General features: G+C 62.7%; 15 protein-coding genes. 6 read left to right on the forward strand and 9 right to left on the reverse strand.

What is annotated here, in order from left to right; genetic code table 11:
• Window positions 1-280: 280 nt before the first annotated feature.
• Entirely contained in the window at window positions 281-1,420 is a 1,140-nt protein-coding gene (locus X771_RS156375; RefSeq protein ID WP_023687388.1) for a glycoside hydrolase family 25 protein, read from the forward strand.
• Window positions 1,421-1,484: 64 nt separating this feature from the next.
• Here the strand turns inward: X771_RS156375 and X771_RS1000000169860 are convergent, their stop codons facing one another.
• Both X771_RS1000000169860 and X771_RS01000000164830 read right to left on the reverse strand, forming a co-directional pair.
• Entirely contained in the window at window positions 1,485-1,637 is a 153-nt protein-coding gene (locus tag X771_RS1000000169860; protein WP_348625472.1) for a DUF982 domain-containing protein, read from the reverse strand.
• Entirely contained in the window at window positions 1,568-1,747 is a 180-nt protein-coding gene (locus X771_RS01000000164830) for a DUF982 domain-containing protein (RefSeq protein ID WP_245262535.1), read from the reverse strand. Before X771_RS01000000164830 ends, X771_RS1000000169860 begins: the two co-directional genes overlap by 70 nt.
• Before the next feature lie 496 nt (window positions 1,748-2,243).
• Here X771_RS01000000164830 and X771_RS156370 point away from each other — a divergent pair, with 496 nt between their 5' ends.
• The gene (locus tag X771_RS156370; protein WP_023669674.1) at window positions 2,244-2,702 is read left to right on the forward strand and encodes a hypothetical protein; all 459 of its coding nucleotides are present in this window, start codon (window positions 2,244-2,246) and stop codon (window positions 2,700-2,702) included.
• 104 nt (window positions 2,703-2,806) lie between these two features.
• On the opposite strand, the gene X771_RS156365 is transcribed toward X771_RS156370, so the two are convergent.
• Both X771_RS156365 and X771_RS1000000168735 read right to left on the reverse strand, forming a co-directional pair.
• Window positions 2,807-3,016: a DUF768 domain-containing protein gene (locus X771_RS156365; protein ID WP_023669673.1), complete on the reverse strand. Its 210-nt coding sequence runs from the start codon at window positions 3,014-3,016 to the stop codon at window positions 2,807-2,809.
• Window positions 3,017-3,044: 28 nt separating this feature from the next.
• Complete coding sequence (locus tag X771_RS1000000168735; protein WP_196813729.1) at window positions 3,045-3,143, reverse strand: putative RiPP precursor; 99 nt, start codon at window positions 3,141-3,143, stop codon at window positions 3,045-3,047.
• Window positions 3,144-3,354: 211 nt separating this feature from the next.
• On the opposite strand from X771_RS1000000168735, the gene X771_RS156360 reads away from it, so the two are divergent.
• Complete coding sequence (locus X771_RS156360; RefSeq protein WP_023687389.1) at window positions 3,355-4,107, forward strand: pseudouridine synthase; 753 nt, start codon at window positions 3,355-3,357, stop codon at window positions 4,105-4,107.
• Window positions 4,108-4,129: 22 nt separating this feature from the next.
• Here X771_RS156360 and X771_RS156355 read toward each other — a convergent pair whose 3' ends face one another.
• Together X771_RS156355 and X771_RS156350 are read right to left on the reverse strand one after the other, a co-directional pair.
• Window positions 4,130-4,711 (reverse strand): histidine phosphatase family protein, encoded by a 582-nt coding sequence (locus tag X771_RS156355; protein WP_023687390.1) that lies wholly within the window; start codon window positions 4,709-4,711, stop codon window positions 4,130-4,132.
• Window positions 4,712-4,849: 138 nt separating this feature from the next.
• Window positions 4,850-6,196, reverse strand: coding sequence for a dicarboxylate/amino acid:cation symporter (locus tag X771_RS156350; protein ID WP_155922526.1), 1,347 nt, complete (start codon window positions 6,194-6,196; stop codon window positions 4,850-4,852).
• 219 nt (window positions 6,197-6,415) lie between these two features.
• Here X771_RS156350 and X771_RS156345 point away from each other — a divergent pair, with 219 nt between their 5' ends.
• From X771_RS156345 to X771_RS20785, 3 genes are all read left to right on the forward strand, one after another.
• Window positions 6,416-8,275 carry an ATP-binding protein gene (locus X771_RS156345; protein WP_023687391.1) on the forward strand — a complete coding sequence of 620 codons (1,860 nt, stop codon included), beginning with the start codon at window positions 6,416-6,418 and terminating at the stop codon, window positions 8,273-8,275.
• A complete protein-coding gene (locus X771_RS156340) occupies window positions 8,272-9,621 on the forward strand; it encodes a sigma-54 dependent transcriptional regulator (RefSeq protein WP_023687392.1) in 1,350 nt (449 codons plus the stop codon). Before X771_RS156345 ends, X771_RS156340 begins: the two co-directional genes overlap by 4 nt.
• Before the next feature lie 185 nt (window positions 9,622-9,806).
• Complete coding sequence (locus tag X771_RS20785) at window positions 9,807-10,154, forward strand: hypothetical protein (RefSeq protein WP_032885862.1); 348 nt, start codon at window positions 9,807-9,809, stop codon at window positions 10,152-10,154.
• A gap of 17 nt (window positions 10,155-10,171) precedes the next feature.
• On the opposite strand, the gene ggt is transcribed toward X771_RS20785, so the two are convergent.
• The 3 genes from ggt to X771_RS156325 all read right to left on the reverse strand — a co-directional run bounded on the left by ggt (window position 10,172) and on the right by X771_RS156325 (window position 15,554).
• Window positions 10,172-11,911 (reverse strand): gamma-glutamyltransferase, encoded by a 1,740-nt coding sequence (gene ggt / locus X771_RS156335; protein WP_023687393.1) that lies wholly within the window; start codon window positions 11,909-11,911, stop codon window positions 10,172-10,174.
• A gap of 140 nt (window positions 11,912-12,051) precedes the next feature.
• Window positions 12,052-13,344 (reverse strand): L-rhamnose catabolism isomerase, encoded by a 1,293-nt coding sequence (gene rhaI, locus X771_RS156330; protein WP_023687394.1) that lies wholly within the window; start codon window positions 13,342-13,344, stop codon window positions 12,052-12,054.
• A gap of 107 nt (window positions 13,345-13,451) precedes the next feature.
• Complete coding sequence (locus X771_RS156325; RefSeq protein ID WP_023687395.1) at window positions 13,452-15,554, reverse strand: bifunctional rhamnulose-1-phosphate aldolase/short-chain dehydrogenase; 2,103 nt, start codon at window positions 15,552-15,554, stop codon at window positions 13,452-13,454.
• Window positions 15,555-15,678 lie beyond the last annotated feature (124 nt).

Here is a 15,678-nt window from a genome sequence, read left to right on the forward strand (position 1 = left end):
ACGATTGACTTGCTTTGTCCGTTTTGAACAGCTTCTTCCGAAGCGCGTCGTATTTAAACGGGATCCTGCGACGCACTTCAAGTCTTTGTCTCGATACACGCTCAATTCCTTCCATGGCATTCAGGTATTTTCGAAGACGCTGAAATAGCCACTGGATTTTTACAATAGATCAAAGTAACCTTCTCCTGTCGGCTTCTCACTTTTGAATGATCGTTGTCTATTTTCGTGCGGCGCAGTAGCACTGTGCTGGGCAAATTCTGGTATTTATGGAGGCACTGGCATGTCAGGCATTGTGCGCGTGTGGATTTTTGGAATGTCGGTGCTTTTCCCGATCGCCATGAATTCGCCGAGTGCCGCGAAATCGCTCGAATGTACCTATGAGGGGCAGGCTGGCGTCGATGGCAGCCGGCTTATCGAAATCAACACAGAGCATTCGAACTATTCTTACCAGATGGTCGCATCAAACCCCGAAGATCTTGAGGCAGAGGGCAGCACTTCCTCTGACGCCACATTCGTTGAACTGGACGGCGCCCTCGCCGCTCTCGTTCATGTGAAAGGTTTGATGCAAGGGGGCGAAATCACCACCGAGACGCCGGCCCTCACAATTTTTTACGCCGGAGCGGACGGTAAGTTCGTGGAGGTGACGGACGGGGCCATCGCCAAGGGTACCTGCGTGGCCGGCAATGGCGAGGAGGCTGCACGGCAAGAGGCGCCTTCCGATACTTCTGATCCTTTTTCAGCGCCTTGGGAAAATTCGCAGAACGCAATCGTGCTCGATCCGTTCAAGGGCAACGGCATCGTCTGGGACAAAGTAAAGACGGACCGGCGCGTCGCCGCGGTTATTCACAAGGCGACGCAGGGGCTCGGCAGAGATTCCGCATATGCCACCCGCAAAGGCGAGGCAAAGGCGCTCGGTCTCAAATGGGGCTCATACCACCTCCTGACAAAAAGCGACGTTGACCGGCAGATCAGCAACTACCTCCAGGTGGTCGGAAACGATACGACAGAGACCCATGCCGTTGATGTGGAATGCCTTTCCACGTCCTCAGACTGCCAGGATGGAACGTTCAAGGTCACTTTCGTGCAGATCGAGAGCGCGCTTCGCAGGATGAAGTCGGAGACTGGACGGTTTCCGCTGCTCTATGTGAACCATTCCGTCGCCAAAGAGCTCTCCCGCCACTGGCACGGCTCGACCGAGTTCGGCGGCGTCCCGCTCTGGTATGCACGCTTCAAGCGGCACGTAACCGACTTCCCCGAAGGGCCTTGGCACGGCTACACGCTCTGGCAATTCTCCAGCGAGATAAACTGCTCTGCTGCTTCCTGCCCATACCGAGTACCGGGGACCGACCCTGACATGGACCTAAATGTCTACGGGGGGACCGTTGCGGCACTTCAGGCAGCGTGGCCTCTCGATCATTGAGTAGGCCGGGAAGCCACGGCCTGTGCCCCACAGCACGATTTGAACTGACTTGAGCGGTGGCCGTTCAACCCTCGCGGTCGCGCTCGACCAGTATATCGGCCTCGATCGCCGCATTGACGAAGGCAGCGCGGGCATAGTGCGGCTCTTTCAGGTCTTCGAGAACGCCGAGGCAGGCTTTGCGGGCGGCGACGTGATAGTGGCCGTCTTGGCGGGCCAGCGGTTCATCAGGATGTCAGCGGCCTGCGCGACACGCTCCACCTTGTAGATGGTGTTTCTGGACCTGCCGAGCGCCACGCGAACCGGCTCATCGAAATGCTGGTCTTGCATGCTTCCCCGCCCGAACGCGATCGCGAGTCAATTCGGCATGCACTGAAATGGTTCCAGAAACGAAAGAAGCCCGCCAGCCTGAGCCAGCGGGCTTTCTGTTGATCAGCAAGTCTCGCGCTCAGTGGAGGTCTATATCAAGTCTCGTCAGTGGATGGCGGAACGTCAATGGTTCCGCCGCCACCTGACGTAGGCGAAGCAACATGCGCCGCAAGTTTGCCCTTCCGGTGCAGGACCGGCTTTTCGTATACTTTTTTCATTGAATTATGCCCCAAGGCCAAACGCCCGGCGCAACCCGCGCCTCCATCAGCCCAATGTCAAGCAAATACGAAAACCGGCGCAACGCGAATGACAGGCTTGCCGCGATAGGAGATGGCGGCGTCCAACATTTGCCGCCCAATGAAATCACTTTGCGCCCATCGGCCAAATGGCGGATTCGCTTTGCTTGGTGATCCCCTCTCCCTGGGGCAAACTGCCTGCCGGGGCTGCAGGAGGAGAAATGCGAGCACGCGCAGCTACGATCGGCGATCTCGAAAGTGTCTTCCGTGATCTGTCCACGCGGATGTCGGACGAGTATGTGGCCGCCGGCAAGGACAGCAAGGTCGCCTACGACAATCTGATGATGAATTTGAAGGAAGGCCGAGCGCACGCGTTGGTCGAGGGCGACAAGACGGTGGCGATCGTCGCCTGGCACGAGAACAGCGACGCCGCCGACACGCTGTTTGCCGCGCAGGAGGGTTTCTTCAGCGCCGCGACGGTCCGCTTCTGCAGGCGCCACATCCGCCACATTCAGGCGCTGGCCGGCAACCTTCCCATCCACTCGCGCAGCTGGCTGCAGCGGGCCGACGTCGGCAAATGGTTCCGTGTCATCGGTTATGTCGAACGCGGCCGAGAGAACGGCGCCACTGTGTTCGAATTGCCGCCGGCACGGGGAGCGTCAGCTGCGCGGGCTGCCTAGGGCTGCGCACCCACGGATGCCATCACGGAAAAGCCCCCCGCCAAGATGGCGATGGGCCAATATCGCCTGCAATGGCCTCATATCGGGGGCTCAGATGTCGGGGCTCAGATATCGGGCTGATCCAGCGCCTCGAAAATCACCCGTTCCAGCGGACCGAGATCCTCTTCGATCTCGCTGACCTCAAGGCCTAAATGCCGAGCATCCAGGGCAGCTCGCGTGGTCAGGGTTCGAGCCGTTGCCTTGTCGGCAGGCAGTTCGCCCGGCAGGTGCTCGTGGATCCAGCCCTGCAGGAAATCAACGCCGCGCTCGCTCATCGATTTATCCCTTCCGTTATCTGGGGGATCATTCCCCCAGAATGACCCCAGAAGCGACGATCTGAGCCGTCAGGCTGGTGAGCCTGCCTCGCTTCACGAGCGTCGGCTTTTGGTAGATTTTCTTCATGGCGGTGCCTTTCGCGACAAATCGCTCGTCGGCAACAACGTCCGTCGCGGGGCAGCGTTCCATGGCGGGCTGTTGAGCCCGACCCCCTGACACATCGTATTTGAGAACAGCCCCGCTCCCGCGACCCGTGATGTTGATGCCGCGGCAGGTTGCGAAGCCAATGCGGGGCGTGGCATTTGTCGATGCCGATCATTGGGATGACAAGCAGGACATGGCAAGGCCGCCAGACATCGTCCGACAACAGGCCGCGAGCGCAGGCGTCAGCCTGAACCGGGCGCTTTCCAAACTCGGCCTGTGTTCGCGCAAGCAGGCCGAGCTGCTGATCGCCGAAGGGCGCGTGCAGGTTGGCGGCAAGGTGGTGCGCGATCCGTCGCTGCGTGTCGATCTCGGCCGCGACCGCATCGCTGTCGACGGCGAGCAGATCGTCGGCGAGGCAAAAGTCTACCTGATGATCAATAAGCCGCGCGGACAGGTCACCACGCGCGATGACCCGCAGGATCGTGGCACCGTCTATGACTGCCTGGTGGAACTGGAGTTGCCTTTCGTGTCGCCGGTCGGCCGCCTCGACAAGGCCAGCGAAGGCCTGTTGCTGATGACCAACGACACGCGCTGGGCCAACCGCCTGCTCGATCCGGCCTCGCATGTCGCCAAGACCTATCATGTCCAGATCGGCACCGCGCCCGACGAAGCGATGCTGGCGCGCTTTCGCGACGGAGCGATCGTCGACGGCGAACTGCTGACCGCAAGTTCGATCGAACTGCTGCGCAGCGGCGGCCGCACTGCCTGGCTGGAAATCGTGCTCGACGAGGGCCGCAACCGCCAGATCCGCCGCCTGCTCGGGGCATTCGATATCGAGGTGCTGAGGCTGGTTCGGGTGGCGATCGGCGGTTTGCAGCTCGGCGAACTCGCCAAGGGCAAGGCGCGGCATCTGACATCGGAGGAATTGGCGGTGCTCGCGCGTTAAGAGGCAGGCTTGCCGCGAAATCCTACTTCTGGTTCCACCTGCGTATCACCGGCTCGCTCAGATCGTGCTCATAGCCGAGGATGCTGAGGCTCGCGGTATCAAGTACGAAGTGCGCACCGCCTTCGGGTGGCAGACCGAGCCAGCGCGCGGCCAGCACGCGCAGGAAATGCGAGCTTGAAAACACCAGCACATTGCCCTCGATTGCCCGCAGCCCGGCGATGATCCTGTCGGCCCTGGCGCCGACATCCGCTACCGACTCGCCGTCGGGACAGCCGTCACGGAACAATTGCCAGCCGGGGCGCTGCACAAGAATCTCCTTGGTCTTAACGCCCTCATAGGCGCCATAGTCCCATTCCTGCAGGTCGTCCTTCTTGACGGCAGCAGCGCCGAAGCCGGCAAGCGTGCAGGTGCTGAAGGCGCGCTGCGACGGGCTCGACCACACCGCCTGGAAGGACAGATCCTTGAGCCGGTCCGCCACGCCGCGAGCCGCCGCCTCGCCCTTTGCCGTCAACGGTATGTCGGTGCGGCCGGTGTGTTTTCCCGAAGCGCTCCACTCCGTCTCGCCGTGACGGACCAGATAGATCTCGGGGTATGCACTGCTCATTCGCCGGCCTTTCGGTTGAAAACCGCCGACATCCTAGCCGGGAAGCTTTGGCCAACACCAGCCGCCATGCGCGCCAAAACAAAAGGCCGCAACGGGCGAACCGGCTGCGGCCTTGTGGCGAACGTCTGCGTTCAGTAATCAGGCGGGCTGCAGATCGCCCGACAGCGCCAGGTCGGCTTCCTCGGACAATGTGCCGGCCATGGCGGCGGCGAACTTGGTCTGGTCGAGTTCGCCTTCCCAGCGCGCCACAACGATCGTCGCCACTGCATTGCCGACGAAGTTGGTCAGCGCCCGGCATTCCGACATGAAGCGGTCGACCCCTAGGATCAGCGCCATGCCGGCAACGGGTACCGTAGGCACGACAGAGAGCGTGGCGGCCAGCGTGATAAAGCCGGCGCCGGTGATGCCGGCGGCACCCTTGGAGCTCAGCATGGCAACCAGCAGCAGCAGAATCTGGTCGCCATAGGTGAGCGGCGTATCGGTCGCCTGGGCGATGAACAGCGCCGCCAGCGTCATGTAGATGTTGGTGCCGTCGAGGTTGAAGGAATAGCCGGTCGGGATGACCAGGCCGACCACCGAGCGGTTGCAGCCGGCGCGCTCCATCTTGGCCATCAGGCCGGGAAGAGCGGCTTCCGAGGACGAGGTGCCGAGCACCAGCAGCAGCTCTTCCTTGATGTAGCGGATCAAGGCGAGGATCGAGAAGCCGTTGTACCAAGCGACAGCGCCGAGCACGACCAGCACGAAGAGCAGCGACGTCAGGTAGAAGGTGCCGATCAGAAAGGCGAGGTTGGCAATCGCGCCGATGCCGTATTTGCCGACGGTGAAGGCCATGGCGCCGAAGGCGCCGATGGGGGCGGCCTTCATCAGGATGGCGACCAGGCGGAAGATAGGCGAGGTCAGCGCCTGCAGGAAATCGACGACCGGGCGGCCGCGCTCGCCGACCAGAGCGAGAGAGATGCCGAACAGTACCGAGAAGAACAGCACTTGCAGAATGTCGCCTTGCGCGAAGGCGCCGGTGATGGTGTCGGGGATGATGTTGAGCAGGAAGCCGACGATGGTCGTGTCATGCGCCTTCTCGGTGAAGGTGGCGACCTTCGAGGGATCGAGCGTCGCCGCATTGATGTGCATGCCGGCGCCCGGTTGGACGACGTTGGAGACGACCATGCCGACGACCAGCGCTAGGGTCGAAAAGACCAGGAAATAGATCATCGCCTTGCCGGCGACGCGGCCTACCTTTTTCAGGTCGGAAACGCCGGCAATGCCGGTCGTCACCGTCAGGAAGATGACCGGCGCGATCACCATCTTGACCAGCTTGATGAAGGCGTCTCCGAGCGGCTTCAGCGAAGCACCGAGTTCGGGATAGAAATGACCGAGCAGCACGCCGGCGGCGATCGCCGTCAGGACCTGCACGTAGAGATGACGGTAAAAGGGTAGCTTGCCGCGCGGTTCGGCGGCAGCGAATGCTGGCTGCATGACGTCCTCCATGGCGCCCCGATCGAAAGCTCGACCTCCCGGGGCAGTTGTTTTCCGCAGCCTTGCGACTGCTGTATTGGCCACTGCAACTGCCGTGCCAGACTGTGCGGCATACCGCAGCCATTGATTTTGTTGGAGATTTTTGTCGACCGAGCTGGTGCGCCGCAACCGCAAGTGCGGACATCCGCATGATCGAATTGTGCTTTGTGCGAAATCATGCACAAATAGGGAATGCTGCAACGCCCTGCCGCGGTCCTGTCGCAGACGCCCGAGCAACTCGGCAAACGCGCGCGTCGCGCCTGGCTGCTGTTTGCGGCGATCGCGCTGGTGATCGTTGCCACGGCGCTCACCGGCGCCGGCCTCTACGCGCGCCGCGCCGAGGTCGCGGCACTGGCGGCGCAAGGCCGCACCGATGCCAATCTGAAGGTTGCGTTGCTGCGCGCCGTGCTGGAAAGCCCGCGGGCGCTGCCGCTGCTCTTGTCCGAGGACCAGCAGGTGCATGACGCCCTGCAGAACAAGGGCGCTGTCACGATCGACGTGCTCAACCGCAAGCTCGAAGGGCTGGTCTCCGGCACCAAGGCTTCGGTGCTTTACGTCACCGGCGTCGACGGGTTTGCGATCGCCTCCAGCAACTGGCGCGAAACAACCAGCTTCGTCGGCAACGACTATGGCTTCCGCGCCTATTTCTCCGGCGCCATGCAATCGGGAACGGCCGAATATTTTGCGCTGGGCAACACCAGCAAGCGCCCCGGCCTCTACATTTCGCGTCGCGTCGGCAATGCGGCGGCGCCGCTCGGCGTCGTCGTCGTCAAGATGGAATTCGACCAGCTTGAAGCCGACTGGCATGAGGCCAACCGGCCGGCCTATGTCAGCGACGACCACGGCGTCGTGCTGATCACCAGCGTGCCGTCCTGGCGCTTCATGACCACCGCGCCGCTGGCCGGCCCGGTGGCTGCCGCCATCCGGAGCAGCCAGCAATTCGGCAACGCGCCGCTGATTCCCTTGCCGATCACACGCCCCGAGGCATTGAGCCCTGACGTGTCGATGGTGCATGCGATAACACCGGGCGGCAGCGATGCCGAATATCTCAGGCTTTCGACACTGGTCCAATCGACGCCATGGCGGCTCGATTATCTCGTGCCGGTCGAAGCGCCGATCGCGGCTGCGGTGCGTGAGATGCGGCTGCTGGCGCTGGGCGTCGTGGTGCCGTTGCTGGCGCTGGCCGGCTATCTCCTGTGGCGCCGTCAGTCGGCGCAGATGCGCATCGCTGCCGAACAGGCAGCGCGCATCGAGCTCGAGCGCCGCGTCGTCGAGCGTACGCATGACCTCAGCCTGGCGCGCGACCGGCTGCAGGCCGAGATCACCGATCACCGCAGCACCGAAGCCAAACTGCAGGTCATGCAGCAGGAATTGGTGCAGGCCAACCGTCTTGCTACCCTCGGCCAGGTTGCCGCCGGGGTCGCGCATGAGATCAACCAGCCGGTGGCGACGATCCGCGCCTATGCCGACAATGCGCGTGTGTTCCTGGAGCGCAAGCAGACCGCCTCGGCCGAGGAGAACCTTGGCGCGATTGCCGCGCTGACCGAGCGCATCGGCGGCATCACCGAAGAGTTGAAGGTCTTTGCCCGCAAGGGGCGCACGGCAGCCGAACCAGTCGAACTGCGCGGCGTTATCGAGGGCGCCGTGGTGCTGCTCAGAAGCCGCTTTGCCGGCCGGCTGGACGCGCTCGATATCACACTGCCGCCGGTAACGCTCAAGGTGATGGGCAACCGTCTGCGGCTCGAACAGGTGCTGATCAACCTGTTCCAGAATGCGCTGGAAGCGCTGGACGGTCGCGACGGCGCCAGGGTGGAGGTTTCGGCCCAGGAGACGGCCGACGGCGTGGCGCTTGCCGTCGCCGACAATGGGCCGGGCATTTCGCCTGCCATCCTCAAGTCATTGTTCACGCCGTTCAACACCTCGAAGGAAAAAGGCCTCGGGCTCGGCCTCGTCATCTCGCAGGACATCGTCGCCGACTATGGCGGACGCATCGAGGTGGCGAGCGGCCAGGCCGGCACGCGCTTTACCATTCACCTCGCCAGGGCAGCATGATGGACACCGCACCGGTCGTATTGATCGACGACGACAGCGAATTGCTGAGGGCCACGCGGCAGACGCTGGAACTCGCTGGTTTTTCCGTCTCGGCCTTTGCGGTGGCGGCCGAGGCGCTGGCCGGGCTCGACGCCAATTTCGCCGGCGTGGTGGTGTCCGACATCCGCATGCCCGGCATTGACGGCCTGCAGCTCTTCGACCGCGTCTTGCAGCTTGATGCCGACATTCCGGTAATCCTGGTCACCGGACATGGCGACATCGCGGTTGCGGTCAAGGCGATCAAGGACGGCGCCTACGACTTCATCACCAAGCCGTTCGCCGCCGACCGGCTGGCGCAAAGTGTGGCGCGGGCGGCGGAAAAACGCCGACTGGTGATGGAGAACCGCGCGCTGCGCGAAAGCGCCGAACAGGCGCAGGACGGCCTGCCGCTGATCGGCCAGACGCCGGCGATGGAGCGGCTGCGCCGCACGCTGCGGCAGATCGCCGACACCGATGTCGACGTGCTGGTGACTGGCGAGACCGGCTCCGGCAAGGAGGTGGTGGCGAGCCTGCTGCACCGCTGGAGCCGCCGCGCCAAGGGCAATTTCGTGGCGCTGAATTGCGGCACGCTGCCGGATACGGTGATCGAAAGCGAACTGTTCGGCCATGAGGCCGGCGCGTTCACCGGCGCACAGAAGAAGCGCATCGGCCGCATCGAGCATTCGAGCGGCGGCACGCTGTTTCTCGACGAGATCGAAAGCATGCCGGCCTCGACCCAGGTGCAGATGCTGCGGGTGCTGGAAATGCGCGAGGTGACGCCGCTCGGCACCAATGAAATCCGGCCGGTCGACCTGCGCGTCGTCGCCGCCGCCAAGGTCGATCTCGGCGATGCCAGCCGGCGCGGCGCCTTCCGCGAGGATCTCTACTACCGGCTCAATGTGGTGACGATCTCGATCCCGCCGCTGCGCGAACGCCGCGACGACGTCGCCCTGCTGTTCTTCTACTTCGCAGAGCGTGCAGCCGCCCGCTTCCGCCGGCAAATGCCAGCCGTGCCTGCCTCAGTGCACCGCCATCTGAGCCAGCACGACTGGCCGGGCAATGTGCGTGAACTCGCGCATTTCGCCGAGCGTTTCGTGCTGGGACTCGAGGAAGCGGCGCAAGCGCCACCTTCCGCCCCGGCGGAGCCGGATGACGCCAGCTCACTGCCGGAACGGCTGGAACGCTATGAAGCCAATGTCATCCGCGAGGCGCTTGGCCGCAATGACGGCGATGTCCGGCGCACGATCGAAGCGCTCGGCATTCCGCGCAAGACCTTCTACGACAAGCTGCAGCGGCACGGCATCGTGCGCAGCGATTTTTCCAGGTAATTCATTTTCCAGGCAATTCAGGCGGGTGGACCCGAAAGCAGGGTAGATTTTGTGAACCGGCGCAAAAAAACCGTGGCAAGTCGGCATCAGAAAGTGTTGAAGACCGCACCGGCGGCCTTCGGCACGGCGCGATCCGGTTGCGCTCGGCAGATGTTGATGATTTGTTGCCGGTCAGCGGAGAATGAATGATGCGAGAACCTGTCGGTCAAGATGAATATGGATCGACCAATCCGTTCGATCCGGACGATCTGACGAATTTGAACGCGATCGGCCCGGCCATGGGCGGCGGCAACGACTTCGAGAAATACGCCGTTGCCGTGATCATCGTCTTCGGCGCGCTGATCATTGGCGGGCTGATGGCCGCTTCCATGACCTTTGGTCACCGGAACGGCTTCCTGTTTGCGCTTGGCGGCGCAACCGCGGCCTGGATATCGGGCAATGCGCTGCTCCTCGACCGTCCCCGCATCTACGCGGCGTTCGTCGTGATCGCCGCGCTGATGCTCGTCGGGTCGACGCTTACGCTCGTCCTCTGATCAATCTCTTGTTTTGATCAGTAGCCAATCGCCTCGCCGGATGCGGCGCGGCTGTCGATGGCGCCGTTGTAGCGGGAGCCGCCGCCCTTCTCGATTTCCGCCAGGCTCTTGCCGCCGACAAGAATGCCGGCCGCCTGCCCCCAGGTAGAATCCGCGAGATCGAGGTGGTAGCCCATGCCGGCCAGCAGTTTTTCAGTGTCGGGCGACAGGCCGAAGGGTTCGACATAGATCGTGTCGGGCAGCCATTGATGGTGGATGCGCGATGCGTCGATCGCCTCCTGGATGTTCATGCCGTGGTCGATGACGTTGACGATGGCTTCCAGCGTGATGGTGATGATGCGCGAGCCGCCGGGGCTGCCGATAACCATGAACGGCTTGCCGTCCTTGGCGACGATAGTCGGGCTCATCGATGACAGCGGCGTCTTCTTCGGCTGGATAGCATTGGCCTCTCCCTGCACGAGACCGTAGAGGTTGGGCACGCCAGGCTTCTGGGTGAAATCATCCATCTCGTTGTTGAGCAGGATGCCGGTGCCGTCCGCGACCACGCCGGCGCCGAACGAGCCGTTCAGCGTATAGGTGACCGCGACCGCATTGCCGTCATCGTCGATGATCGAATAGTGCGTCGTTTCCTTCGACTCGCCGAAGCCCTTCGGCATCAAATCCTGCGAGACGCCGGCGCGGAACGGGTCGATCTTGTCGCGGATCTCCTTGGCGTAACCCTTGTCGAGCAGTTTCGAGACCGGATTGTCGACGAAATCTGGATCGCCGAGCGCCGAGTTGCGGTCCACATAGGCGTAACGCATCGCCTCGACCATGACATGCACCGTCTCGGCCGAGCCGGCGCCGAGATAGGACAGCGGGTAGCCCTCCAGCACGTTGAGGATTTCGCAGATGATAACGCCGCCGGAGCTTGGCGGCGGCGAGGACGTGATCTCATAGCCGCGATAGGTGCAGCTCACCGGTTGCAGCTCGCGTACCTTATATTGCTCGAAGTCTGCCTTGGCCAGAATGCCGCCCCTGGCGCCGCTCGCCTTGACGATGGCGCCGGCGATGGCGCCTTTGTAGAAGGCGTCGGCGCCTTTTTCGGAGATGGCGGCGAGCGAGGCTGCAAGATCGGGCTGGAGGAGACGCTCGCCGGCGCCATAGGGTTTGCCGTCCGGCTTCAGGAAGATGGCGGCGGCGGCAGGGTCCTTCGCCAGCCGTGCGGCATTGCTTGCGAATGAAGCAGCGTCGCCCTGGTCGAGGATGAAGCCATCCCTGGCATAGGTAATTGCCGGCGCCATCAAATCCTGGCGTGGCAGCGTGCCATATTTTTCGCGAGCCATCTCGAACCCTGCCACGGAACCAGGTACGCCGACCGCGAGGTAGCCATCAAGGCTGGCGCCCTTCACCGGATTGCCGTCCTTGTCGAGATACATGGTCTTGGTTGCCGCCAGCGGCGCGCGCTCGCGGAAATCGAGGAAGGTGGATTTGCCGTCCTTGAAGCGGATGGTCATGAACCCGCCACCGCCGATATTGCCGGCATTGGGGTAGACGACGGCGAGCGCATAACCGACCGCGACCGCCGCATCGACAGCGTTGCCGCCCTTCTTCAGCACCTCGACGCCGGCTTCCGACGCCAGATGCTGGGCGGTGACGACCATGCCGTGCTCGCCCTTCGCCGGTTGAGGCGAGGCGGCATAGAGCGCACCGGATGGCGCGAGCGCAATTGCGAGCGAAAGGGTGACGCCAATCAGCGTCCGGCGGGTCAAGGGCATGGCGGTGCTCCAAGTGCAGTGTGCCTAGAAGACCTACATGGAGCGGCCGAGTCCATCATCAATATGAGCGAACACATATTGGTGTTCGCCTGCCGGCAGAGGCAAGCTGATCTCCCCCCTGTGGTGGAGATTAGCCAATCTCAAACAATCCCGCCTGAACCGCCCACAACCGCCGGCCGTTCCGCCGCGACCTTCGCCCGGTAGCCCGCCGCGCGATATGCGGCGACTGGATCGATGGCGCCGCCTGTGTTCAGCCGCGCCATGGCAAGGATCGGCTCGACATCGGTGCGGTAGGCAACTTTCAGAGTCTGCGTCGCCATCAGCGCATCATTGCCGTCTTGGAAACCCTCGAGCGCCTTGCGGTCGACCAGCAGCGCCTGCGCATAGGCGCGCTGCACCTCGACCGCCGACAGCATCAGGCTTTCGATCGGGTCGGTGACGTTGTGGCTCTGGTCGAGCATGTGGGCGGGATCGAAACCCTCGGCGACGGAAAGTTCTGCATCAACCAGTTCGTTGAAGACCAGGAACAGCCGATAGGGATCGATCGAGCCGGCATCGAGATCGTCGTCGCCATACTTCGAATCGTTGAAATGGAAGCCGCCCAGTTTTTTGAACTGGATCAGCCGCGACACGATCATCTCGATGTTGACATTGGGCGCATGGTGGCCCAGGTCGACCAGGCAGAACGCCTTGTCGCCCAGCTCCTTGGCGATCATGTAATTGGTGCCCCAGTCCTGCACGACCGTGGAGTAGAAAGCCGGCTCGTACATTTTGTGTTCGGTGAACAGTTTCCAGTCGGCGGGCAGTCCGGCATAGATCTCCTTCATGGCGTCGAGATAGCGCTCGAAGGCTTTGGCGAAATTGACCTGGCCGGGGAAATTCGAGCCGTCGCCGATCCACACTGTCAGCGCCCTGGACCCCAGCGTCTTGCCGATCTCGATGCATTCGAGATTATGCTCGACGGCCTGGCGGCGCGTGCCGGCATCGGCATGCGAAAGCGAGCCGAATTTGTAGGAGAGCGTCTGATCCCTGGCATCCGAAAAGGTGTTGGAGTTCATGGCGTCGAAGCCGAGGCCGAAGCGCGAGGCGGCCTGCTTCAGCCGGTTCGGATCGGCCTTGTCCCACGGGATGTGCAACGAGACGGTCGGTGTCGCCTGCGTCAGTTGGCTGATGACGGCGCAGTCCTCGATCTTGTCGAAAATGTCGCGCGGCTCGCCGGCGCCGGGAAAGCGGGCAAAGCGTGTGCCGCCGGTGCCGACGCCCCAGGACGGAATGGCGACGGCGAATTTCTCGACCTTGCCGCGGATGACGTCGATGGCGATGCCGCGACGGTCGAGGCGTTCCCCGAGCGAGGCGTAGTCGCGTTCGAGGTCGGGTTTGCGCTGGGCGTTGTGGCTGGAGACGAGATCGGCGGCGATGATGGTTTCGGACAAGTGCTATTCCTCCCAATGCGTTCAGTCAGCGCTGCCCCTCATCCGGCCCTTCGGGCCACCTTCTCCCCGTATAGTGACGGGGAGAAGAGAAGCGCTCCGCCCTTAACTCAGCGCGTAAAGCTCTGCGCGTTGCCGGCGTCGACGTTGATGATGTTGCCGGTGGATTTGGCCGACATGTCGGACGCCAGGAAATAAATCGCTTCGGCAATGTCTTCCGGAAACACCGAGCGCTTCAGCATCGAGCGCGAGCGGTAGTGTTCTTCCAGATCGTCGGTCGACATCTTGTAGGCGGCGGCGCGCTGTTCCTTCCACTCGCCGGTCCAGATCTTCGAACCGCGCAGCACGGCGTCCGGATTCACGACATTGACCCGGATCTGGGCTTCCGCGCCTTCCAGCGCGAGGCAGCGGGCGAGATGGATTTCGGCGGCCTTGGCGGTGCAATAGGCGGCGGCGTTGGGTGACGCGGCAAGGCCGTTCTTGGAGGCGACGAAGACGACATTGCCGCCGATCTTCTGGGCGCGAAACAGCCGGAAGGCTTCGCGCGAGACCAGGAAATAGCCGGTCGACAATATGTCCATGTTCTTGTTCCACAGCGCCAGCGTTGTCTCCTCGATCGGCGCCGAGGAGGCGAGGCCTGCGTTGGAGACGAGAATATCAATGCCGCCGAACTCGACGGCTGTCTGGGCGAAGCCGGAAATCACCTGCTCCTCCGCGGTGACGTTGATCAGCACCGGCCGGACGAAGTCCTTGCCATAGGCTTTCGCCAGTTCGTCGTTGGCGTTGGCAAGTGCGGTCTCGTCGATATCGGCCAGCACGACGCAGGCGCCTTCGCGCAGCAGGCGATTGGCGGTGGCGCGGCCGATGCCGCCGGCGCCGCCGGTGACCAGCGCGATTTGGCCGGCGAGCGACTTCGGCTTCGGCATGCGCTGCAGCTTCAAATCCTCGAGCAGCCAGTATTCGATGTCGAAGGCCTCCTGCGCCGGCAGGCCGACATAGGACGAAACGGTCGAGGCCCCGCGCATGACATTGATGGCGTTGACGTAGAATTCGCCAGAGATGCGGGCGGTGGCCTTGTCGCCGGCGAAGGTGAACATGCCGACGCCGGGCATCAGGTAGACCACGGCGTTGGGGTCACGGATCGGGGGCGAGTCCGGATGCTTGCAGCTGTCGTAATAGGCCTGGTAGCCGACACGGTACTCAGCAATATCGTCGGCGAGGCGCGCAATCACGGCTTCGACGTCGGGCTTCGCTGGGTCGAACTCGATAACCAGCGGGCGGATTTTTGTGCGCAGGAAATGATCCGGGCATGAGGTACCGAGTGCCGCCAGCGGGCGCAAATCCCTGGAGTTGACGAATTCGAGCACAGCGGCGGAATCGTCGAAATGGCCGAGCTTGTGGCTCTTCTCCGAAATCAGGCCGCGGATCCTCGGCATCAGTCTCGCCGCGATGGCGCGGCGCTCAGCGGCGTCGAGCGATTTGACGACTTCGCCGCCGAAGATGGCGAGACCCTCGGAGCGGCGCTCGAACCATTCGATCGCCTGGTTGATGACCGAGATCGTCGTCTCATAGCACTCCTTGGGTGTGTCGCCCCAGGTGAACAAGCCGTGGCTTTCGAGGATGACGCCCTTGGCCTCGGGGTGTTCGACGCAGAATTTCTCCAGCCAGAGGCCAAGTTCGAAGCCCGGCCGCTTCCACGGCAGCCAGCCGATGGCGTCACCGAATATCTCCTTGGTCAACGCCTTGGAATCCTTGGCCGCGGCAATCGCGATAATGGCATCGGGATGCATGTGATCGACGAACGGCTTCGGCACATAGGCGTGCAGCGGCGTGTCGATCGAGGCCGCGCGCGGGTTGAGGTTGAAGGTGCAGTGGGGAAGATAGCCCACCATCTCGTCCTCATGCGCGACGCCACGATAGAGGCCTTTCAGCGCCTGCAGTTTGTCCATGTAGAGCGTGGCGAAACCGTCCAGCTTGATCGAGGCGCTGTCGCCGCCCGAGCCCTTGACCCATAGCACTTCGACTTCGGCGCCGGAGAGCGGGTCCTTCTGCCGGATCTTGGACGAGGTGTTGCCGCCGCCATAATTGGTGACACGCTTGTCGAAGCCGAGCGTGTTGGAGCGATAGACCAGAAGCTCAGGCTCGCTCAGCCCCTTGGCTTTAGCATCGTCCCAAAGGTTGGCAAGGCGCGAGCCGGAGCGCTTGTCGAGCATGATTATCCTCCCTGGGACGCAAAAGGCGCGGTCCATTTTGCCGGAAATGTCTACGCAAGCATCTCGGTTGTCAATCATAAACGATCAAGATCGATCATATTGCACTGCACAATGAAATTATATG

Source organism: Mesorhizobium sp. LSJC269B00, from assembly GCF_000502815.1.
Lineage (GTDB): Bacteria > Pseudomonadota > Alphaproteobacteria > Rhizobiales > Rhizobiaceae > Mesorhizobium.